Source organism: Bacillus sp. AFS053548, assembly GCF_002575105.1.
Taxonomy (GTDB): Bacteria; Bacillota; Bacilli; order Bacillales; family Bacillaceae_G; genus Gottfriedia.
This window is the reverse complement of record NZ_NUHI01000003.1, coordinates 31,045-52,306: the sequence shown is the minus strand read 5'-3', so window position 1 is coordinate 52,306 and position 21,262 is coordinate 31,045. Positions and strand designations below refer to the sequence as shown.

General features: G+C 30.5%; 25 protein-coding genes. 6 read left to right on the top strand and 19 right to left on the bottom strand.

The window, feature by feature from the left end:
- Positions 1 to 81: 81 nt before the first annotated feature.
- The 4 genes from CN946_RS01080 (at position 82) to CN946_RS01070 (ending at position 2,896) form a co-directional block, all read left to right on the top strand.
- Positions 82 to 1,161 carry a site-2 protease family protein gene (locus CN946_RS01080; protein ID WP_098859528.1) on the top strand — a complete coding sequence of 360 codons (1,080 nt, stop codon included), beginning with the start codon at positions 82 to 84 and terminating at the stop codon, positions 1,159 to 1,161.
- Between the two features lie 294 nt (positions 1,162 to 1,455).
- Positions 1,456 to 1,632 (top strand): hypothetical protein, encoded by a 177-nt coding sequence (locus CN946_RS23260; protein ID WP_176547159.1) that lies wholly within the window; start codon positions 1,456 to 1,458, stop codon positions 1,630 to 1,632.
- A 24-nt stretch (positions 1,633 to 1,656) separates the two neighbouring features.
- The gene (locus CN946_RS01075) at positions 1,657 to 2,322 is read left to right on the top strand and encodes a nucleoside/nucleotide kinase family protein (protein ID WP_098859527.1); all 666 of its coding nucleotides are present in this window, start codon (positions 1,657 to 1,659) and stop codon (positions 2,320 to 2,322) included.
- An 88-nt stretch (positions 2,323 to 2,410) separates the two neighbouring features.
- Positions 2,411 to 2,896, top strand: coding sequence for a DinB family protein (locus CN946_RS01070; protein WP_098859526.1), 486 nt, complete (start codon positions 2,411 to 2,413; stop codon positions 2,894 to 2,896).
- Between the two features lie 296 nt (positions 2,897 to 3,192).
- Here the strand turns inward: CN946_RS01070 and CN946_RS01065 are convergent, their stop codons facing one another.
- The 11 genes from CN946_RS01065 to CN946_RS01005 all read right to left on the bottom strand — a co-directional run bounded on the left by CN946_RS01065 (position 3,193) and on the right by CN946_RS01005 (position 14,535).
- Positions 3,193 to 3,588, bottom strand: a complete 396-nt coding sequence (locus CN946_RS01065; RefSeq protein ID WP_098859525.1) for a hypothetical protein — start codon at positions 3,586 to 3,588, stop codon at positions 3,193 to 3,195.
- Between the two features lie 783 nt (positions 3,589 to 4,371).
- Complete coding sequence (locus CN946_RS01050; RefSeq protein WP_098859522.1) at positions 4,372 to 5,202, bottom strand: hypothetical protein; 831 nt, start codon at positions 5,200 to 5,202, stop codon at positions 4,372 to 4,374.
- 206 nt (positions 5,203 to 5,408) lie between these two features.
- Positions 5,409 to 6,317, bottom strand: coding sequence for an aminoglycoside phosphotransferase family protein (locus tag CN946_RS01045; protein WP_098859521.1), 909 nt, complete (start codon positions 6,315 to 6,317; stop codon positions 5,409 to 5,411).
- Between the two features lie 147 nt (positions 6,318 to 6,464).
- On the bottom strand, positions 6,465 to 6,932 hold the full coding sequence (locus CN946_RS01040) for an NUDIX domain-containing protein (protein ID WP_098859520.1): 468 nt from the start codon (positions 6,930 to 6,932) through the stop codon (positions 6,465 to 6,467).
- 157 nt (positions 6,933 to 7,089) lie between these two features.
- Entirely contained in the window at positions 7,090 to 8,253 is a 1,164-nt protein-coding gene (locus CN946_RS01035; RefSeq protein WP_098859519.1) for an acetylornithine transaminase, read from the bottom strand.
- A complete protein-coding gene (argB, locus tag CN946_RS01030) occupies positions 8,246 to 9,016 on the bottom strand; it encodes an acetylglutamate kinase (protein WP_098859518.1) in 771 nt (256 codons plus the stop codon). The genes CN946_RS01035 and argB overlap by 8 nt, the downstream gene beginning before the upstream one ends.
- 14 nt (positions 9,017 to 9,030) lie before the next feature.
- Positions 9,031 to 10,254, bottom strand: a complete 1,224-nt coding sequence (gene argJ, locus CN946_RS01025) for a bifunctional ornithine acetyltransferase/N-acetylglutamate synthase (protein ID WP_098859517.1) — start codon at positions 10,252 to 10,254, stop codon at positions 9,031 to 9,033.
- A gap of 13 nt (positions 10,255 to 10,267) precedes the next feature.
- Positions 10,268 to 11,299, bottom strand: a complete 1,032-nt coding sequence (argC, locus tag CN946_RS01020; protein WP_098859516.1) for an N-acetyl-gamma-glutamyl-phosphate reductase — start codon at positions 11,297 to 11,299, stop codon at positions 10,268 to 10,270.
- Between the two features lie 178 nt (positions 11,300 to 11,477).
- A complete protein-coding gene (locus tag CN946_RS01015) occupies positions 11,478 to 12,698 on the bottom strand; it encodes a phospholipase D-like domain-containing protein (protein ID WP_098859515.1) in 1,221 nt (406 codons plus the stop codon).
- Positions 12,699 to 12,895: 197 nt separating this feature from the next.
- Positions 12,896 to 13,474: a TetR/AcrR family transcriptional regulator gene (locus CN946_RS01010; RefSeq protein WP_176547158.1), complete on the bottom strand. Its 579-nt coding sequence runs from the start codon at positions 13,472 to 13,474 to the stop codon at positions 12,896 to 12,898.
- 29 nt (positions 13,475 to 13,503) lie between these two features.
- Positions 13,504 to 14,535 carry an alpha/beta fold hydrolase gene (locus CN946_RS01005; protein WP_098859513.1) on the bottom strand — a complete coding sequence of 344 codons (1,032 nt, stop codon included), beginning with the start codon at positions 14,533 to 14,535 and terminating at the stop codon, positions 13,504 to 13,506.
- A gap of 413 nt (positions 14,536 to 14,948) precedes the next feature.
- Between CN946_RS01005 and CN946_RS01000 the strand changes: the two genes are divergently transcribed.
- Positions 14,949 to 15,791: a hypothetical protein gene (locus CN946_RS01000; protein WP_098859512.1), complete on the top strand. Its 843-nt coding sequence runs from the start codon at positions 14,949 to 14,951 to the stop codon at positions 15,789 to 15,791.
- 329 nt (positions 15,792 to 16,120) lie between these two features.
- On the opposite strand, the gene CN946_RS00990 is transcribed toward CN946_RS01000, so the two are convergent.
- The 5 genes from CN946_RS00990 to CN946_RS00970 form a co-directional block, all read right to left on the bottom strand.
- A complete protein-coding gene (locus CN946_RS00990) occupies positions 16,121 to 16,378 on the bottom strand; it encodes a hypothetical protein (RefSeq protein ID WP_098859510.1) in 258 nt (85 codons plus the stop codon).
- A 136-nt stretch (positions 16,379 to 16,514) separates the two neighbouring features.
- Positions 16,515 to 16,664 (bottom strand): DUF4085 family protein, encoded by a 150-nt coding sequence (locus CN946_RS00985; protein WP_098859509.1) that lies wholly within the window; start codon positions 16,662 to 16,664, stop codon positions 16,515 to 16,517.
- Positions 16,665 to 16,666: 2 nt separating this feature from the next.
- Positions 16,667 to 17,179, bottom strand: a complete 513-nt coding sequence (locus CN946_RS00980) for a DUF4085 family protein (RefSeq protein WP_098859508.1) — start codon at positions 17,177 to 17,179, stop codon at positions 16,667 to 16,669.
- A gap of 40 nt (positions 17,180 to 17,219) precedes the next feature.
- Positions 17,220 to 17,423: a nucleic acid-binding protein gene (locus CN946_RS00975; RefSeq protein WP_098859507.1), complete on the bottom strand. Its 204-nt coding sequence runs from the start codon at positions 17,421 to 17,423 to the stop codon at positions 17,220 to 17,222.
- A 288-nt stretch (positions 17,424 to 17,711) separates the two neighbouring features.
- On the bottom strand, positions 17,712 to 18,137 hold the full coding sequence (locus tag CN946_RS00970) for an SRPBCC family protein (RefSeq protein ID WP_098859506.1): 426 nt from the start codon (positions 18,135 to 18,137) through the stop codon (positions 17,712 to 17,714).
- A 227-nt stretch (positions 18,138 to 18,364) separates the two neighbouring features.
- Between CN946_RS00970 and CN946_RS23255 the strand changes: the two genes are divergently transcribed.
- Positions 18,365 to 18,535: a hypothetical protein gene (locus tag CN946_RS23255; protein ID WP_176547157.1), complete on the top strand. Its 171-nt coding sequence runs from the start codon at positions 18,365 to 18,367 to the stop codon at positions 18,533 to 18,535.
- Between the two features lie 699 nt (positions 18,536 to 19,234).
- On the opposite strand, the gene CN946_RS00965 is transcribed toward CN946_RS23255, so the two are convergent.
- The 3 genes from CN946_RS00965 to CN946_RS00960 all read right to left on the bottom strand — a co-directional run bounded on the left by CN946_RS00965 (position 19,235) and on the right by CN946_RS00960 (position 21,252).
- Positions 19,235 to 19,459, bottom strand: coding sequence for a hypothetical protein (locus CN946_RS00965; protein ID WP_098859505.1), 225 nt, complete (start codon positions 19,457 to 19,459; stop codon positions 19,235 to 19,237).
- A gap of 756 nt (positions 19,460 to 20,215) precedes the next feature.
- Entirely contained in the window at positions 20,216 to 20,371 is a 156-nt protein-coding gene (locus CN946_RS23080) for an SMI1/KNR4 family protein (protein WP_176547156.1), read from the bottom strand.
- Positions 20,372 to 20,481: 110 nt separating this feature from the next.
- On the bottom strand, positions 20,482 to 21,252 hold the full coding sequence (locus tag CN946_RS00960; protein ID WP_098859504.1) for a 3-hydroxyacyl-CoA dehydrogenase: 771 nt from the start codon (positions 21,250 to 21,252) through the stop codon (positions 20,482 to 20,484).
- Between the last annotated feature and the right edge of the window lie 10 nt (positions 21,253 to 21,262).

Genomic DNA, 21,262 nt, shown 5'->3' with positions numbered 1-21,262 from the left:
TATTCTATCAAACAAATAATCTTTAATGATATAATTTTTATACTCATAATCATATCATAATTAGCGAGAAGGTGAAAATGAATGGCACAACCAATGATCAATAATAAAACGAAAAAATCGTTAACAAGAATCGGTATTGTAGTCGCACTAATAGGTACAAAATTAAAGCTACTTTTACCTCTATTAAAAGCTGCAAAATTTTTATCTTTTTTAAGCATGATCTTGTATTTATTTGTATACGGATTTACTTTTGGATGGTATTTTGCTTTCGCACTTGTTTACTTATTAATTTGTCATGAAGGCGGGCATTTAATTGCTGCAAAACAAAAGGGCCTACCAACTTCACCAGCATTTTTTATTCCTTTTGTTGGAGCGGTTATTTCACTTAAAGAAATGCCAAAAGATGCTGTAACTGAATCTTATGTAGCTTTTGGCGGTCCGTTTTTAGGCTTAATTTCAGTTCTACCAGCAATTCCTCTCTATCACTACACACATAATGAATTTTTCGGATTAGTAATTGCTTTAGGCTGTATACTTAATTTGTTTAATTTAATTCCGATTTCTCCTCTAGATGGAGGGAGAATTTTAAGTGTATTACCTCCAATTTTTTGGTTTATCGGTATTATGATGATGCTAGTGTACTTATTTTATCAACCTAACTTTATCGCATTTTATATTATTATTTTAGGTATTACTACATTCATTAAACGAATTCGAGAAGCTTACCAGTTAAAGGTAATTAAGGAAAAAATAAAACTATACGAACATACTATTAAACAATTTCAATTTGGGATTTTTAATGTCTATTCTGATCGAACGATTGTAAAACGTTTCTTTTTCCCATTTTTTGAGGATCATAAGAAATTAGAATTAGAAATTCATAAGGAACGTCTTGAATTAAACTATCTAATCCGTTCCGTTCGAGCACGTTTACATGAACCAGACTTAGACTGGAGAACTTATATTGATGAAAAGATTCAAGAAATTAAGCATAAAAGGATTGCACCTTTACTGAAACAACAAGATACATTAGAAACTTACTATGTTTCTAGTAATCGTAAAAAATGGCAAATTTTTATTGCCTATATCATTCTAGCAAGTAGTTTAGCTTTACTTGGATTTTGGAGTTTTAGTTTAATTGAACATGTTTTAGGAAAATAAGAGAAAAAGAACCTATTTTGAAAATAATTCTTTCAAGATAGGTTCTTTTATTTTAATTATTAATACTCTCTTGGTATTCGTGACTGTTTTCCATTTATCTCGAGCGTTGAATAGTGCAGGGCTAAGCCGTTGTTAGAGCTAAGTGGAATTTTAGTTCAAAAAGGAAGAGGAATTTTATGGCAAAAAATGGAATATCTTAAGATAGAACTAAAACGAATTTTTATTATACATACATTTTGTGTAAATTTGAGTTTTGTCTATATAACAATTAAAAATGACAGGAGGTATACGACATTGTTTGGATATATAATATTGGGATTTGTTATTATTATGATTGCATTTGGTTTTTTTATGGAAAAGAAGTTTGGAACTGGCACTCCAACTAAAAGTGATATTCAAACATTTAATGAAGAAATTGGGAAAAATACAACTATTCCTACTAATTCGAATAATATTAATGGACCAAATTAAAAAGTTTCGCTAAAAAGGAGATTTATGTTAAGGAGCAAATTAATTTCTGATTTGGTAAATAAAATATTGTGCTTAAAAACGGATCATCCAATTCGAGTAGGAGTTAGTGGAATCACGGCATCTGGTAAGACAACAATTGCTAATGAAATCGCACAAGAACTTAAACGCAGGAGAAAGAAAGTGATTAGAACAAGTATAGATTATTTTCATAACCCGAGAGAAATTCGTTACAAACACGGGAAGGAATCTGCTTTAGGCTATTATGAGGCTGCCCATGATTACGAGTCTTTTAAGCAAAAACTTTTAATACCTTTAGGGCCAAATGGCAACCTGCAATATCAAACAACCTCCTTCGACTTACTAAAGGATGAGTATGTTAATTCAGATTTAAAAGTTGCAACAAATGATATGATTTTTATTATAGATGGAACATTTTTATTTAAAAGGGATTTATGTAACCTGTACGATTTTAAAATATTCGTAGATACCGATTTTAATATAGCAAGAAAAAGAGGAGCAATCCGCGAAGAACGAGCATTTGGAAGCTATGAAAAAGCCGAAGAAATGTTTATTAAAAGGTATCATGCAGCTTCGAAACTCTATTTGGAAGAACACTCACCCCAACTCACTGCTGATGTAATCATTAAAAATAATGATTTAAATAACCCGAGTTTTGTATATAAAAAATAAATTTTACTATGCGTTAACTATTAAAAGCAACTTCATAAAAATGAAATTATTTTAGTAGCTTAATTTTCTATATTAGGAGGAGTTTTAATTGCAAATGTTTTTTAGATATAATTGGTCGGTAAGACAAGAATGGTATAGGTGGTGTGAAGAGTTAAGTGAAGAAGAACTACTGTTGACCCGAACTGGTGGAGTGGGAAGTATTTTACATACTCTTTTTCATATAGTTGATGTAGAGTGGAGCTGGATACGTGTTTTACAAGGCAAATCTGATTTTCAGGAGAGTTTTAATGATTATAAAAGCTTAGATAAAGTTCGAGAATTGGACGCAGAATTTCATATTGAAGTGAAAAATTTTGTAGACAGCTGGGATAATGAAATGGAAAATCGTTTATTTTACCATACCTTACCAGATGGAAGAAATGTGACGGATACTTGGGGTGAAATCATTAGACATACCATCGCTCATGAAATTCACCATATAGGACAATTATCAATTTGGGCAAGGGAAATCGGGAAACAACCTGTTTCTGCAAATCTAATTGGACGAGGTCTTGCTACTTATTCGAATAGATAATTAACAAAGAATATAGTTTAATCGATTTTTGGGTTATGTTTAAGTTCTAGCTACCAGCGACGGTAGCTTTTTTTCATTTGTACTCCTTTAAGTTAGTTTTATTAAAGTATAACTCTTGCCCAATTATACCAACAAAATATGCTTTTTGATTTGGGGGAATTTCACATTTTTTCATATAAAATCAAACATTCCTTATTGTACTAAACAGCCATTTTGTGCAATAAAAAAGAGTCACCAAAGTAACTCTTGATCTGCAACTAATGCATTGCTTTAGTTGAATATGGTTAACAATTATCTTAATCTCCTAGTGCTTCGACTAAATTATTTCCCTGGAGTGCTTCTTCACATAACTCCTTCAACTTCATTGAAAAGTATCTTACTTTTTGGTCATCTATTTTATCAGAATTGTATTTTTCCGATAAACCTTTACAAATGTTTATTAACTCGATTATCTCTTGTATGGAAAAATCTTTGTCAACGTATTGATCTAAACCTATAAGTAAATCAAACTTCTCTCTTGGGCCATTTGCTTTATATCTTTGCCAATATTTCTCACTTGTGCAAAGAAAACCCTGTAATTCTTCTCTAAACTTTATATGATTTCCAGAATACCTTGATTTGATATAGAAATCTAAACCTACACCAGAATCAAAAAATTCACTTAAACTTTTTTTATGGAAATTTTTACCCATAATTTAACCACCATTTCTTTTAAATATCCGTTCTATAGCGGGGTACAACTATCCATGTATTAGTTCTATAAGTGGATCCTATTTAATTACTAAACCAAAGCCCAATTTAGTAAAAATACTTCAATTAATATTACTGATATGTAAACGATAATAACTAAGAATATTTCTTTTTTAGCTATTTCTTTGGCTAATTTATACCTTTTAATAAAATATACACCTAAAAAAGTTGTTAACAATCCAATACTAGAGGATTGATGTCTAAAGTAAAAAGAAACAAAACATGTTAAGAGTAGCCCACATACTATAAAGAATACACCTAGAATTTTCATAGTTTTAATGCTTTTCATCATTTCTTATTCCTAATAGTGTCGTATTAAAGAATTTAATGACAATACCAATAAGAGGACACCAGTAAACAATGTAAGATAGCCTATGAATTTTGGTTTTACAATCTTTATAGTAATTATTCCTCCAAGAATAATTGTCAGAGACATTACTGGCAAGAATAACATTGAAATTTTAGTAATAGTTATTAGGCTAATTATGTAAAACGTCAAACTAATTATAGCAAGAAATAGATTAACATCGGCTAGTATTTTTCTTGATTTCAAAACTTTCCTCCTACCTCAATCTGATTCATATTTCCAACAATTATATCAACACAGTGAGTAATTGTGATTTGGGGGATTTCGCCTTTTTTCTTATAAACCAGACAATCCATATGCAAATATACGGCCATTTTGTGCAATAAAAAAGACTACATAAGTAGCCGTTTCTGTTAAACTAAAGCACTGCACTAGTTAAAAAGAATAAATTTATATCTAATGCATATCCCGCATCTTTAACTCTCCATTTTCCATTTTTACTATCTCTAACCAGCGTCCAACCAAAATTATCCATCGTTTTATTTGCATCCCAACCCCCTACAACTGTAGGAGCGGTTTTAATGGTAGAAAAGACAACAATGGCATTTTCATCTTCCATATAAGCTTGAATTGTATCTGCATCGATCGCTTGAAACTCTGAATAGTGTAGTTCTGTAATTGAGCATCCTTTGTTAGTATCAACCTTATTGAATTCTTTCTTGACGGTTTCAAACGCAGTGATTATATCGTCCTTCGTTAACTTTTTAGATAAACCTATTCTTACTTTTACATGATCAGCATCAGTATAATTATCTTCCGCTTGTTCAACTCTCCATTTACCCTTTTCATTATTTCTTATTAAAGTCCAAGTATATCTAGTCTGAGTTGAATTGGGCTTCCAACTTCCATCACCACCGGAAGAATCGACTTTAAAGTTTGATAGCAAAACAATTACATTTTTATTGCCTACAACTGTTTCATAGCCTCCACCATAATTCATATAATCTTTGGTGATAGCAAGAGAATCTTTTTCTGAGTACCATAGATCCGTCAATGTGCACCCTTTATAACCTTTGAACTTTTCCTTTACAGTACTTACTGCTGCCTTTATTTCGTCCTTCGTGAACTGATTTGATTGCCCTATTTTTACCTTTACAGTTTCAGCATTAGTTTGGTGCTTATATAATAGAATTGAAGATACAACAACTATTACTATAAAAAGAGAGAAATATCGTTTTTTATTTTTCATACTATGTACTCCTATTTATATTTTTGTTTCAAATTTCCAGTTACTCCCACAAAGATGATTATACAGTAAAGAACTACTACTGTAATTTGGGGTAATTTCGCTTTTTTTGACACAAAAATATTCTTTTGTAACTAAACTGCCACATAGCTGTATAAGAAAATCAAAAATCTACTCTAACAGATCCTAATATTTCAGCCAATAAAAAACTAATAAAATTTTGTATGTAAATCTTTAAAAACATTTATAGCTTGAAAAAAATATTCATTATAAGTACCTTCATCTTCTAAACTCCAACATGTTGATAACACAGCATGTGAATAACCCCACAGTAGTACTCTTTCTTTATTTAGATTCAATTCTTTTACTAGTAGATTAATTCGATTTTCTAGAGTCGTAGAAATATCTTTCCCCTCTAAGTTGTTCAAAAGAAACTGGATAATGTCATATTCTCTTTCGCCTATTAATCCTTTTGGATCAATCACTTTCCATGAGTTTTCTCCTGATTTTAATATATTATAATGATGTAAGTCTCCGTGAAGTAAGTATTTTGTAGATTGTGTACGATTCATTTCTTTGAAAATATCAAAAGCATCTATTAGCATTTCTTTTGATACAGGGCCTAAGCCATTAGGAAATTTTTCAACGATTCGACTTAAGCTTTTTTCTCTACTTAATATGGATGGTATTTTAGTGGATTTAGGCGCAGCTTTCCATAAATTTTTCATCACTTTGACGGCAATCCCCATTGCCTCTTGTTCATTTTCAATCGTAGCAAGAGTATCACCAGGCAATAGTTGTTCTAAAATTAGGATTCCTTCATAAAGATCTGAATCAATGACTTTAACGAATTCATTATTTTTAAACTCTTTTAAAGCTTCAACCTCACTATTAAATTCCTCATTAGGGACTGCTAGTTTAATAACTGCGTTTTTTTGACCATCAATTAAAATTGGCGCTACAAAATTATATGATAATTCAAATGGAGATAATATTTTCATATTCCATCGAATTTCACATCTATTACACAAGTCATCAAAATTTCTAAGCCAAATTTCTCCTTTTTCTTTATGGATATCTTTAATCGTTTTTATAAACTGATCTGGAAGGGTTATCATTTAATCATCCTTTTTTATAAAGAATAAATGTAGAGTTAAACTGAAGTAAAATGCTTTTTATAAAAGTAGAAAAATTAAGTCCCTCACTTTTTTAAAATATCACATGGAGGGACTCAACTCACATTAAATGTAAGAAGATGAGAATAATCATATTAGTTGTTCTTTTAATTTGTCCTCTTCAATTAATCGATTTTTTTGATACATACCTTTTGCATATTGAATAATTTGATCTTTAATATTTGGATATAAGATGATATTGTCTAATTCATTAATCGGTATCCACTTTACGCCAGTTTGATTTGGATCTGGATTTGGTGGCATCTTAGGAATTGAGTCTTCTTTAATATGGCAGCGGAACATTAAACTTAATCCATGTATTCTATGACCGGTCAAATGAGGTGCATTTTCTGAAACAAATACTAGTTCGCCAACCTCAACTTCTACACCGGCTTCTTCAAATGCTTCTCTTTTTACAGCCTCAATAATTGTCTCACCAGGTTCGGTACCGCCAGCTGGTAAATTATAGTGAATTCCGTCTTCATCTGTAAATTGAATTAATAAAACTGAATCATTTTCAACTATTAAAGCACATGCTCTTACACGAATATGATACATAGCCTAGCTCCACCCCCAATAAAAGTGATTATTCCATTATCTAAAAAATAAACTCAACTTTCAATCTATTTTTACGAATCAAGCAGAAAGACCTAAATAATAAAAAGGCATCATGGAATATGTCCATGAATGCCTTCTAGTCAAAATATACTATCCCTCATTTAACTTGGCTATCTAAAAAATAAGAAGAAAGAACTTGTTTCATTATTTGGATTGCTTCATCTATTTCTTCGTATGATAAATTGATCGGTGGTAATAATCTTAATACATTAGGTCCTGCAGTACCAACGATTAAACCATTCTTTAAAAATTGCTCCACGAGTTGATCCACAGATAGATTTAACTCGATACCAACCATTAACCCTTTACCGCGTATTTCTACTATTTGCGGAAACTCTTCTTTTATTTCAGCTAATTTATCAACTAAATACTGTCCTTTATCTTTTACACTTTTTAAAAATTGCAAATCATTAATAATATTGATTGTTTCATAAGCAGCCGCCATTGCTAAATAATTTCCTCCAAAAGTTGAACCATGCGCTCCTAACGAGAATGTATTAGCTAGCTTTTTCTTACCGAGCATTGCCCCAACTGGAAAACCATTTCCTAAACCTTTTGCTAGCGTAATAATATCTGGATTCAGTGGAGTTTGTTCATAGGCAAACATTGTTCCTGTTCTGCCCACTCCGGTTTGTACTTCATCAACAATGAGTAATAATTCATGTTTTTCACAAAGAGCTTGAACCCCTTCAAAAAAATCATTATTACCAACAACTACACCACCTTCACCTTGGATTACCTCCAAAATAATTGCTCCAGTATTTTCATTAACTTCATTTTGTAAAGCATTCAAATCATTATATGGTACATATGTAAAACCACTTAACATTTCACCATATCCTTCATGGATTTTAGACTGACCTGTAGCAGCCATTGATCCAAATGTACGTCCATGAAAGCTTTGTTTAAAACTGATTATATGAGATTTACCTGAATGTTTTCTAGCTAATTTTATAGCTGCCTCATTCGCTTCTGTACCACTATTACAAAAAAATACTAATCCATCCTTAAAGCTTTTTACTAAAACTTTAGCTAGCTCTTCTTGTTTTTTTATTGTAAATAAATTTGATACGTGCCAAATCGATTCTACTTGCTCTTTTAATGCATTTACAACTTTTGGATGACAATGACCTAAGTTACAAACAGCAATTCCACTTAAAAAATCTAGGTACTTGTTATTTTCGTCATCATATAGATAAGTACCTTTTCCGTTTTGAAAATTAATATTTTTTTTATTATAAGTTGGGAATAAATTACTCACTTAACACAACTCCTTTTGTAAATACTGTACCGTTAATCGTTCCATTTTCATTTAAGAAATTCTCACCAACAATTGCCACTGAATTTACTACATTTAATGCATTTAAGGCACTCGTAACTTTAGGAATCATTCCACCATAAATTGTTTTTTCATCGATTAATTTATCAACTTCACTAGGCGTAATCTTTTCAATCAATTTTTGTTCTAGATCTAAAACACCACTTGTATTTGTGATAAAGCAGAGTAATTCCGCATTCATTGCCTTTGCAATACTTTTTGCTGCTTCATCTGCATTAATATTATATTTTTGGCCAATTTTATCCACCCCAACAGGTGAAATAACAGGTACATAATCATTATCAAGAAGTAAATTTAATAGATTCGTATTTACATCCTCAATTTCTCCAACCCAACCTAATTTTCCCTGATTATAAAGTGAAGCTTCTAGTAATAGATGATCACACCCTGATAGACCAATAGCTTTAATATTATATTGATTACAAATAATCGTTAAATCTTTATTGATTTTTCCATTTAGGACATATTCTACAATTTCTAAAACTTCCGATGAAGTCTTACGAATGCCGTCTTCCATTTCAACTGGAATTGAAAACTTTAATAATAAGTTATTTATAAGTGGTCCCCCTCCATGTACAAGGATGACTTTTTTACCACTCATTTTTAATTGATTAATATTTTCAAAGAATGTAATTGATAAGTTATGGATTAAACTACCACCAAGTTTAATAACTACTGTTTCCAATGTTTAATTCCCCCTTATGTGCGATAGCTTGCATTTATTTTCACATAATCATAAGTTAAATCGCAGCCCCATGCAGTACCAAGTGCATCTCCTTCGTGTAAATGGACATCAATATAAATAATCTCATTTTTCAAAGCAATTTTAGCCTCTTCTTCATTAAATTCAACTGGTTTGCTACCAAATAATACTGTTACACCATTAATGGAAATATCGATTTGATTAAAATTACCTTCGACCCCGCTATATCCAATGGCACCAATAATTCTTCCCCAGTTAGCGTCTTCTCCATAAACAGCTGTTTTTACTAAATTTGATCCGACGATCGTTTTAGCAATTTGATTTGCATTTTTTTGGCTTGAAGCTCCATTTACATTTACTTCAATTAACTTAGTTGCCCCTTCACCATCTCTAGCAATCTTTTTAGCCAAGTCTTCACAAACTAATTGAAATGCAGCTACAAAATTAGCCCAATCTGGATGACTTTCAGTTAATTCCTCATGTTCAACTGCTCCATTTGCCATTACTAAAACCATATCATTTGTTGAAGTATCTCCATCAACTGTAATTTGGTTAAATGTCTTATCTGTCACTTCTTTTAGTAAACTTTGTAACTGACCAGAACTAATCGTAGCGTCAGTTGTCACAAAACCAAGCATAGTTGCCATATTTGGATGAATCATTCCAGAACCTTTAGCAGACCCAGCAATCGTTACGACCTTTCCGTCAATCAATACTTCATAACAAGTAGTTTTTATAACAGTATCTGTCGTTAAGATTGCGTGACCGAAATCTCCTCCATCTTCCGACTTATTACCAAGCGTTAATTTGTCGATGCCACTTTTTAATCGATCCATTTTTAAATATTCACCGATTACACCAGTCGATGCGATTGCGACTAAATGTTCAGGTAAATTAAGATGCTCAGCACACCATGATCTCATTAAATAGGCATCCTCTTCTCCTTTTTTACCTGTACATGCATTTGCACAACCACTATTTACTAAAACTGCTTGAAGCTTATTACTATATGCAATACTCTTTTTTGTTATTGCAATTGGTGCTGCTGGAAATAAATTTAATGTATAAACTGCCGCAACTGATGCTGGCTTTTCAGAATAAATTAATCCTAAATCTTTACGTTTATAACGTAGTCCAGCATGAACTCCACTAGCGTAAAAACCATTTGGTGATGTAATTGTTCCATTTATTTTTTTTATATTCTTTTCTTTTGTTATCAACTTTTATCTCTCCTTATGGAAATATTGGTGTAAATTGTAAACCTGTTTCATCTGACAAACCTAACATTAAATTCATATTTTGAATTGCCTGCCCGGCCGCTCCCTTAACAAGATTATCAATGACAGAAACGATTGTAATTCGATTTGTACGTTTGTCGTAAGTAGCGTATAAATCACAAAAATTTGAACCATAAACATCTTTTGTAGAAGGTACTCCGTCTCGTACTCTCACAAAATAGGAATCTTCATAACTTTGGTTATAGATTTCTCTTAATTCTTCGTTACTAATTTCACGAGCTGACGTAGCATAAATTGTTGACAAAATCCCTCTTGTCATTGGAACTAAATGCGGTGTAAACGTTATAAAATCCTGTGTTGAATCAATTGTTCCAATAAATTGTTCAATTTCAGGTATATGTTGATGTTCAGTAATTTTATAGGCTGTTAAATTTTCATTTCGATTCATAAATTGAGTCGTTTGATTAGCCGTTTTACCAGCTCCAGAAATTCCAGATTTAGCATCTACTATAATTGAATTTTTCGCTACAATTCCTGCCTTTAATAACGGCGCGACTCCGAGTAGTGTTGCAGTTGGATAACATCCTGGATTAGCAATATTATTGGATTGTTTAATCGCTTCTCGATTAAGTTCAGATAGGCCGTATGTAAATTGATTCGTTTTTGAAAAACAAGGATGTGTATGTTTATACCATTTTTGGTATGTTTCTTCTTTTTTTAATCGAAAATCTCCAGATAGATCAATCAGTTTTGTTTTCGAAAAATCGATTTCTTCCATTAATTCACTGCTAACTCCATGTGGTGTAGCAAAAAATAAAATATCATTTTCTGAAACAGATTTATTTTTATTCCACTTTTTTATTGACCCATTAGTACTAGTAGTTAAATGTGGATAATACGTAGACAAATCTTCCGTATAATCTGATGTTGAATAAAAATTCATACCGCTTATTTCCGGATGCATTGATAGTAATCTTACGAGTTCAAGACCACCATATCCGGTTGCCCCCATAATACCGACTTTCATATTAATATCCCCTTTTATAAAATTATATTCTTCATTATAATTATGAATAAATATAAAATCAATTGTATTTTTATAAATATTTGAAAATAAAAAAAGATTAACCAATTTTCTTGATTAATCTTTCATTATTTTTTCATTGTATTCTTTAAATAAAAATAAAGTACAACTAGTTTTTACCCTATAAATAAAACTCAAATACTTTCGCTATTTTTTCTTTTATTTTTTCTTTAAAAGGTAAATTTTTAATATAAGTAGGCGTAATTTCAAAAGCATGATTAAATACATCGGCTAATTCTGGTTCTACCTGTTTGATAAATTGTTGATCGTAAATATAACAATTCAATTCATCCGTTAAATGAAATGACCTGGAATCAAAATTTGTAGTGCCAATCATAAGAACTTGATCATCAATTTTAATTACTTTACCGTGAAAAATACCTTTTTTAAACCCATATACTTTTATATTATTTTTCCAAGCTTGCTTTATATATGGAAATGCTGCTTGTTGTACTAGAAGTGCATCTGACTTATGAGAATATAGTATTTTTACTTCAATTCCTCTATTTGCTGCATCTAATAATGAATCCCAAATCACTTTATTATTCGGTATAAAGTATGGAGAATAAATTGTTATGGAATGTTTTGCTTGTTTAAACAATTTACTATATTCTTGTTCAATTCCTATTTTAGTATAAGAAACAAATTGATGCTGGCTTCGCCCAATTTTTTTACTGATCTCCATTTGAGTAATTTTTTGGTCTGAATTTTTTCTCCAATCATGTACAAATTGTTTTTCTAAGCCTTCAACACCGCTACCTACTAATCTAAGCTGAACATCTTCCCACGGTTTTAATCCTTTTTTTTCATCTATATACTTTTTACCTATATTAAACCCACCAATATAGCCAATTTCCCCATCAATAATCGTCATTCGACGATGATTTCTGTTATTTATCGATGCAAAAAAATAGGATAATTGCGGTTTATTAAAATAGGTAAAATGTACTCCATGATCGATTAAAGATTTTCTTTCTTTCCGTTCTAATAAAATTCCACCAAGACGATCAACAGCATAATAAACTGGAATTCCTTCATCACTCTTCTTTTTTAAGACATCTAAAAATTCATGTGAAACACGGTCATTCGAAACTGAAAAAAAGTAGATATGAACTTCCTTTTTTGCATTCCGAATATCATGAAATAATTGGTTATTTAACTTCCTTCCGTTCGTATAAATCGACAAATCACTATGTCCCATTGGATAAGTTATTGGCTTTTCAGTAAAAATATTCTTTTTTTGAGCTTTCTCCATTTCAATCTCATTTAAAGCAAATAATATGACCAATAGTGAAAATAGGAGTACTAAAGTTTTAAAAATGAATTTTATTATTTTTTTCATAGATTCCTCTTACATAGTCTGGCATAAGAGTATTTTTTGAATAAAATGACTTAAATATCCATATTTATTTTAATTATGGAATTTTTTTTCATTTAGGAACTGTTTAATTAAAAAGTTGATTTTTGGACTAAATAAAAGGGCTGTCTAATTAGACAACCTTTAACAACTCATAATACTGAGAATTTTTATTTCACCAATTAAGCCTTTAACATTTTCATCAAAAAATCAGCAGCTGGTAAACCAAATTTACTATCAACTAAATCTTGAATCGTTAAACTATTTATCACATTGAAATACCAAACTAATATTTTACGTGGATCTTCTTTTAAGAATTCACCACTTTCTTGTCCTCTTATAAAAATAGGAATTAGTAAATCAATTAAATAATCAGGTGAATATTTTGATAATAATTCAGTCACTTTTTCTGGTACTTCGGTGTTTTTCCTCGCTTGTTGGATCATCATAAATGCATACTTATGATTTTTGTCTAACATTTTTTCAGTTAATAATTCTAATAGTTGGTAAGGAGTTCCTTGGAAAAACTGCAATGAACTTAGCTCACTTTGAGACTCAATCATTAAACCTTCAATAATTTGAAAAAACAACTCTGCCTTTGATTGAAAATGGCGAAAAATTAAACCTTCACTAACATTTGCTTCAGTTGCAATTACACTTGTTTTCGTATTTTTATAACCATTCAATGCAAATATTTTCAATGCAGATTGTTTTATAAGCACCCTTCTATCAGTTTGTTGATTATGATCTTTTGGTAACAACTTACTCACTCCAATTTATATATTCTTACTTAATTATTAATTGCTAATGGTCTTACTCTATTTATTAATTCTTCTAAAAACTGCTCAGGTCTAGCAAAGCAAGCTAAATGACCAGCGTTATTTATATAAATAAACTCTTTTAATGGTGCTTCGATTTCTTTTAAAAATCGTTCTGCATTTTTGGTAGGGGTAATAATATCATTGTCTCCTTGAAAAATAAAGAAAGGTATTGAAAATACTGTTCCTAATCGTCCATAGTTAAAATTCTTTAGTTCGTTAAACAATTGTTCACCCGAAAATTTCATCCCTTTAAAAATATCGAATAAATCGTTAATATTATGTCGTGGTGATGAAAGCATTGAAGGTAAAATAAGATCCATTACCATATTAGGAACATTTTTTATAGATTTTACTAAGATCTGATTTCTTTTATCAAAATCTTTTAATGTCCATTTCGTTTGATCTGGTCCTAGTTCTTTAAATTTCCTCAGTCCCCTCGTATTCCCTGCATCAGACAAGGAATCAATAGCCAATTGGTATGCAATATTTTCATAATCAAAACAGTTTTGATCAGTCCCTACATACGCGTAAAAAAGATTTGGCTTTTCCTTAATCATTAATGTAGCTATAAGACTACCGACGGAACTTCCAACCAATATAATTTTATCTTTCTCAAGATCATTACAAATAAGATTACTTAATTCAATTCCATCTTCTGCCAACTGGTGTAATGTAATTTTACCACAGCCTTCTTTCCCATTCCTTTTAAACGTTTTTCCTGCACCGCGCTGATCCCATTGAACAATGGTAAAATGCTTTTCCCAAGGACGTATTAAAGAACTAAAAATAGTATAAGTTGAGGCAGGACCACCATGAATCAATAAAAGAACAGGGTTTCTTCTATCTTCTCCTCGGATTGAAATCCATTGATCAATCCCTCCAATCGTTACATACTTTTCTTCATTGATCATATATTCAGTATTAATTTCTAACTTCTTTTCATTTTTTCTTTGATTAAATTTACGAAAAAAGATATTGGGTAAAATATTGGATTTTGTCATTTAGAGTTTTTCCTTTCTAATATCTTTTAGTTAGTGAGTGAGTTACTCACTTATAATATATTATGCATGTTGCTCTGTCAATTCTACTTAGGGGATATAAAAATGTCGGAAAAGATCAATTTTACATTTAATCCCATATCTACCTTAAGATATTTATTTGTTAGTTCAATTATGTTTGTTATTCACCTTAACTGATTTTTTGTTCCAAAAAAAATCGACTTAAGTCGTTCAAGTTGTGCAACTAAGTATTCGTTAGTTCAATAAGAATTTAATAATAAGTATCTAGTGAAGTATGAGTAAAGCCCTAAAAAACTAATCCTCTTTTATTTCCAAATTTTTATTAGCTTTTTTTTCTAAAAAATAACACAAAATAGATGTTATCAATTACTAAACATCGGAGTTGATTTTTAGCTGTGAAAAAAGTTATTTTTATTGTAATCTTGTCTCTTTCATTAATTTGCTTTGCAGATTTTACTTACGCTAAGACAGACAAACCAGTACTCACCCCAATTAGCTTTCAAATAGAAATTCAGGATTGGGAAGCTGTTAACAAAATAATCCCAAAATACTCGTTGTTCACTGTAATCGATGTGGAAAGCGGCAAGAGCTTTAATGTACAAAGAAGAGCTGGTAGTAGGCATGCAGATGTGCAGCCTTTAACAAGAGAAGATACAAGGATAATGAAGGAAATATACGACGGGAACTGGAGTTGGCGAAGAAGGGCTGTATTAATTTTAGCTGATGATAACCTAATTCCTGCTTCCATGCACGGAATGCCACATGGTGCAGGTTCGCTTCCAAACGGTTTCTGTGGTCATTTTTGCATTCATTTTATGGGAAGCACGACACATCGGACAGGTAAAGCAGACTTTTCCCATCATGTGATGATCCTTAAAGCTGCTGGGAAGATAAATGAATATATGAATAACCTTCCACCATCTCAACTGCTAAATGTATTATTCGTAACGATTAAAAACAGAGATAAAGGCTTGGTTAAAAATATTGCCATAAGTAATCAAAAAAATATTAAAAAAGAGCTTAAGAAAATAGAAAAAATTGAAGCTATACAGTGGACTTTGCCACAAACAAAGGTGTTAGGGCCATCCTCTTTAGAAACTGAAATCCCAGTTGAGGTTACTCTTTTTATAAAAAATAAAGGTCGGTTAAGGACCAATCTTTCTTTTACCTTGGTGAGAACGTCACCTATCTCTCCATGGAAAGTGAATATCGACCCTTTGTTTTCAAGCATTAACTAGGTCGAGACAATTAAAAGGGCTACCATAAAGTAGCCCTTCTAATTATGCATATGTATTCCTTAAAGATCTGTACTTTTATATATTACTAAAATCTTGAATACTGTTCTAAATATATAAATAACTAACGAGATTATTAGCAACCAAAAGTAATAATCGTAATGATGTTCTGACCATATTGAAACAATCACAAAGGAAAATAATAAAATAGCTCCTATACTTTTCCATTCGTATGCGACTATAGACTTTAATTTATTCATTGTTGATTCCCCTCTTTTTCCTCAACAAGTTATTCCATGTTACCGTGTGGTTTACTCCCCACAATAAAAAACCTAGCTAATGATCTTTACCCTTTGTTTTTTCCTTAAAAATTCAACTAATGCAAAAATCGATAGACCTATTATTACCGTTATGATATGAAAAACCCATTTCTTTTCATTAGGAATATTGTCTTTTATAATCCCAAAACCTGCTATAAATGAATTTGAACCAATAAAATAGTTCATTCCATTACCAATTAATATGTACTTTCTATAACAATAAAAAGATGCAAATATAAAAAATACAAAAAATAATATATCAAAAATCAAAATTTTTCTCCCTATTTAATTGAGTATTTTGAAAGTCGTTTTATTAAATTTAATTATTGTATTGCGTTATTTCAATAAGAACTTTCTTTATATGTTTTATTACATATTTTCTGTACTACGATTTTACCATTTTTTTCTAAAGATTCTTTCCTTCGACTACTATATCTTCAGCTACAATCTTAAATTCTATAAGCGGGATGTCAAATAGGACATTAAGTTCGAAGCCTGATTTTGTTGGATAAACTTCATCGTAAAGCCAAAAACCACCTTTAATATTCTCAGGCATAATTATTTTTCTTTAACTCCCAAAAAAGTGAGTTTGATTTCAGAAAAATCATTAAATCCGCCTTCGCAATCTAGATTGATAACAAATGTATCATTTGTAGGATATTCAATAGATTTTACATTTGAATCATGTAAAGAAATCTCATTTAATTTTACAATGTTTAATGGAAGTAAATCTTTACTCGAGTTATAGTTTGATAGATACTCTTTATCCAGATCCTTCATTTGCTGGTTGTATTCGTCCTTCCAATTATTAATCATATTTCTAAGTTTGTCTGATGGATACGATGTATTCACTGTTCCATCATTAATATATTGATGGAACGGCTCAGGAAGAAAGTTTAGCAAATCATTTTTTAAAATTTCTAAGTCTTTTTTACGGATTTTAATATAATCTCTTCCATATGATTCAAAATTCTTAATAGATTCATCCCATTCTTCTTTTGTTTCTGGAAAGGACAACAAGAAACCATATACTTGCATTTTGTTGTACCAGTCTTTTGAATAATACTTCATTTATTTAATCTCCATTTCGCTGATAAGTCTCACTAAAATTTTACTTTCTAAATTTATTAAATTCGTCAATATATAATGCGACAAGTCCACAATTTGGACAAACAGCTGCTTTAGGGCTTACAGAAATATTGTTAAAAAATCTTTTTCCCTTTTGGCTTATCTTAATTTCAAAACCATTAAAACTATCAATGTTTATATTACAATTTTCTATCATTTCAGTTTTACATTGATTACAAATCCTCATTCAAACACTCCTAATACAGCGATAGATGATTAATTTCATTTTTTAACTAAAGCATACTTTTGTTAAATAAGATTTTCTATTAATTCTAAGTTTATTGTATCTAATATTTCTAACTTTGTAATTTGGGGGATTTTTGCTTTTTTACATAGAATTTCAGATATCACAATAAAAAAGCCACATATTGTAGCTCAGTTCTACAACTATTGAATGCTTTTGATGATGTAAATATAAGCCTAATAAGTCAAAAAAAAGAGAATGATTCAAAATCATCATTCTCTGTATATCTATTTATTTGTTTGTTTGCTCAGCATATTTTTTAAAGTTATCTAAAATTGCTTGCCATCCTTGTTGTTCAAACTCAACAGGATTAGTTGTTTCAGGATCGAATGTTTCAATTACTTCCGTTTCGCTTCCTTTACCACTAAATGTGATATTAACCTTTCTTCCATCACCTAGAGTATATGCAATAACCTCATATTTTTTTACTTCATCATAAATCCCACCAAAGTCGAAACCAAAACTACCATCTTTTGCTTCCATTCTTGAACGGAATTCTCCACCAACACGTAAGTCATTTTCTGCAATAGGTGTGTGCCAGTCGTCTGAAGCACTGTTCCATTTTTTAATATGTTCAGGTTCTGTCCAAAATTCCCATACTTTTTCAATTGATGCTTTAATAGTTGCTTTTACTGTTACTTTTTTAGAAGTTTCCATTTCAATACCGCCTCTCTTGATTCCAATATTTATTAAGTTAATCAATATTTGTGGCTAACTATATTGTATACGATTTCAAAAAATCATTCTATCTATTCATTTTTTTCTTTTCTTATCAATGTTTATTAAACTGCCAAAACAGGTTTAATTTATTTAATAAAATTTATAATTTAATGGGTAGAATATAAAGGATTTATCAGAGAAATGCAAAGAAAGGATGAATGAGGATGGAGAATTTAGAAAAAAAATCATCTAAAACAAGCATTAATTGTCCAAACTGTAATTCAAACGTTTCCATTAAAGAAGAAAATTCAAATATTAGTGACGAAATTCAAGAACATTATTTATATGAGTGCCCCAATTGTGGAAAACCAGAGCTTTTTTATAATAAGAAGTAATTTTAAAAACGACTCTTATGAGTCGTTTTTCTAAATAAACATAAAAAAGACTCCTAATTCTTCAATTGCTTCTCTTTGGGTTGTTTGTTCAGATGTTTCAATTTCCTTAATTCCTCCGCGTGTTAATAAAATTAAGTTTTTCTTTTTAATTGAAGGTTCGATTAGATAGTTGTGTTTTTAATTCAAGCATTTCTCACTTTGTTTATAATTTTAATAAACATATAAAATGCTAAATAAAAAGTTAAGAAATTAAAAATAACATCTTGTACTAAACCAGTATAATGCCCTGTCTCTGTATAGCCGAAAACTGCATTTGGTTTCCCAAACCAATTGTAATATGGTAATTCTTTGAGGTTTGTTATTGCCCCTTTAAATATTTTTTAGATAATTATATCAACCTAAAGATTTTGTAATTTGGGAAATTCCGTATATTTAATTAAATAAAATTTTTGCTGAACTATTCCATGTGTTAATTGAAGTACTTTAAACTTCAATACTAATTTTTAGGATTCACTATAAATTTTGCCACTCCAGAGTATACTTTATTGTTACCCTCACTCCATTTTAAAGTAAAAGATAAATGAGATTTTTTTCTAGAATAAACACTTCCTTCATAATCATAACTTCCAAAGGATTTGAGAGGTGAATTGGGTTTTACATTCTCATATCCTACTTCAGTATTAGCGTAATCCGATACAGTTAAATGAAGTATTTTTTTTCACCCAAATATGTAATCGACGTATCATAAACCCATTTATTATGATCTAAACTTGGTATTAATTTAATATCCCAATTCTTAATTTCTTTTGTTTGTAAAACGTCTAATCCTTTTGGTTGAGCTGTTTTATTAGTGACACTCATTGAACATGCTGACATAAAAAAGCAAAATGTTAGAATTAATCCTAAATAATATCGTTTTTTCATAAATTCTCCTTAATTATATAAAAATCTATGTTTTGAGTATTCAAAAACCATTTAAACTATTATTTTTATTGTATTATCTCGCTAGTTAGTCGATCACGTTGTAAATCTAACTCTCTGGGTTAGATAAATAAACAGCGATCTTTGGTTACATAAATATTACATTTTAAGAATCCAATTTAATCCATTTACCTTTAGTTTTCTTCTTTAAAATCAATCCAACCCCATACTGATTAAAAGCACAATCAGTGAAATCAATGCAGCTTTCCAATTAATCAAGATTTATCACCTCTATAAAATTTAAAACAGGTACTAAACTCTACTTGTATTAAGATAACAATGTAATCGGTACTTGTAATGTGGGGGATTTCTGCCTTTATCAACAGAATTTTCAATTATCCTAATTCAACTATACTGCATTTTATTGAACTACCTAAAGCTACCAAAACAGGTTTAGGTAGTTCAACTAATATATTGCGTTAGTTATATAAGAATCCTTGGAGTGATGCTAAGAACAAAAACATAGATACTATAAAATTAATAATAGTAAATCTTATTCGTTTTAGTTGAAAATCAGAAATACTTGCCAACAAGAACGTTGCTCCTAAAAAAAATTGCATATAGGGCGCTAATGCAAAGTTTTTAGTTATTAAGCCATGAATAATCAATATTAGGCTTATCAAACTAAATATTAATCTCAAATATTTTAACAATCGAATTTCCTCCACTAGATCTACTTAGTTATAAATTCCAACTATCTTATGCGTTATTCAATATGATTAGTTCGTTCGGTAGTTCAAGATTGAATTTAACTTGAATTTCTTCTATCTGTTTTTGAGTTGCTGGCTCATTAAATTCAGCTTCTTCAGAGATATTTTTTATTAAATCTTTCCACTTAGATTTCATACCTTCCAATACAAATTTCACTCCAAATTAGAGCATTGCTTCTTTCAGTGAATTGCCTTTGAAAGCAAAAAAAAGCAGGAGAACAAGTTAACCTGCTCTTCCTGCCTTTGAAGTCATTCTTATTTTGGCTGCATTCGAATTGCACCGTCTAAACGGATTACTTCACCATTTAACATTGGATTTTCAACAATGCTTTTCGCTAAGTGTGCGTATTCTGATGGCTTACCAAGACGTGATGGGAATGGAACCATATTTCCTAATGATTCTCTAGCTTTTTCTGGTAATACATCAAACATTGGCGTTTCAAATATTCCAGGAGCAATACTCATCACTCTGATGCCGTATCTTGATAAATCCCTAGCAATTGGTAATGTCATTCCAGCTACTGCACTTTTTGATGCACCGTAAGCTGCTTGCCCCATTTGGCCATCAAATGCTGCTACTGAAGCGGTGTTAATAATAACACCTCTTTCACCAAATTCATTTGGTTCATTGTTAATCATTTGTTCAGCTGCTAAACGAATAACGTTAAATGTACCAACTAAGTTTACATTAATGATTTTTTGGAAAGATTCTAATGAATGAATTCCGTCTCTTTTAATTACTTTTTCAGCTAAAACAATACCTGCACAGTTTACTACTGTATTGAATGAACCATATTTTGTTAAAACATTACTGATTGAATTTTTTACACTCTCTTCTGAAGATACATCTGTTTTTTCAAAACAAACATTGTCTTCACCCAATTCAGAAATTAAGCTAGCAACTCTTTCTTCATTTAAATCGAAAATAGCAGCTTTCCCACCATTTTCTACGATCATTCTAACTGTACCTGCACCTAGACCTGATGCTCCACCTGTAACGATTGCTATACTATCACGAATATTCATTTTTTAAATC

Bases quoted from the DNA above. Each gene is read 5' to 3' on its own strand.
- CN946_RS00965 (WP_098859505.1), bottom strand. From the start codon at position 19,459: ATGAAAAAACGATATTATTTAGGATTAATTCTAACATTTTGCTTTTTT.
- CN946_RS23255 (WP_176547157.1), top strand. From the start codon at position 18,365: ATGGAGAATTTAGAAAAAAAATCATCTAAAACAAGCATTAATTGTCCA.
- CN946_RS00970 (WP_098859506.1), bottom strand. From the start codon at position 18,137: ATGGAAACTTCTAAAAAAGTAACAGTAAAAGCAACTATTAAAGCATCA.
- CN946_RS01005 (WP_098859513.1), bottom strand. From the start codon at position 14,535: ATGACAAAATCCAATATTTTACCCAATATCTTTTTTCGTAAATTTAAT.
- CN946_RS00960 (WP_098859504.1), bottom strand. From the start codon at position 21,252: ATGAATATTCGTGATAGTATAGCAATCGTTACAGGTGGAGCATCAGGT.
- argC (WP_098859516.1), bottom strand. From the start codon at position 11,299: ATGAAAGTCGGTATTATGGGGGCAACCGGATATGGTGGTCTTGAACTC.
- CN946_RS01040 (WP_098859520.1), bottom strand. From the start codon at position 6,932: ATGTATCATATTCGTGTAAGAGCATGTGCTTTAATAGTTGAAAATGAT.
- CN946_RS00985 (WP_098859509.1), bottom strand. From the start codon at position 16,664: ATGCCTGAGAATATTAAAGGTGGTTTTTGGCTTTACGATGAAGTTTAT.
- CN946_RS00980 (WP_098859508.1), bottom strand. From the start codon at position 17,179: ATGAAGTATTATTCAAAAGACTGGTACAACAAAATGCAAGTATATGGT.
- CN946_RS01080 (WP_098859528.1), top strand. From the start codon at position 82: ATGGCACAACCAATGATCAATAATAAAACGAAAAAATCGTTAACAAGA.
- CN946_RS01065 (WP_098859525.1), bottom strand. From the start codon at position 3,588: ATGGGTAAAAATTTCCATAAAAAAAGTTTAAGTGAATTTTTTGATTCT.
- CN946_RS01015 (WP_098859515.1), bottom strand. From the start codon at position 12,698: ATGAAAAAAATAATAAAATTCATTTTTAAAACTTTAGTACTCCTATTT.
- CN946_RS01075 (WP_098859527.1), top strand. From the start codon at position 1,657: ATGTTAAGGAGCAAATTAATTTCTGATTTGGTAAATAAAATATTGTGC.
- CN946_RS00975 (WP_098859507.1), bottom strand. From the start codon at position 17,423: ATGAGGATTTGTAATCAATGTAAAACTGAAATGATAGAAAATTGTAAT.
- CN946_RS01045 (WP_098859521.1), bottom strand. From the start codon at position 6,317: ATGATAACCCTTCCAGATCAGTTTATAAAAACGATTAAAGATATCCAT.
- CN946_RS01050 (WP_098859522.1), bottom strand. From the start codon at position 5,202: ATGAAAAATAAAAAACGATATTTCTCTCTTTTTATAGTAATAGTTGTT.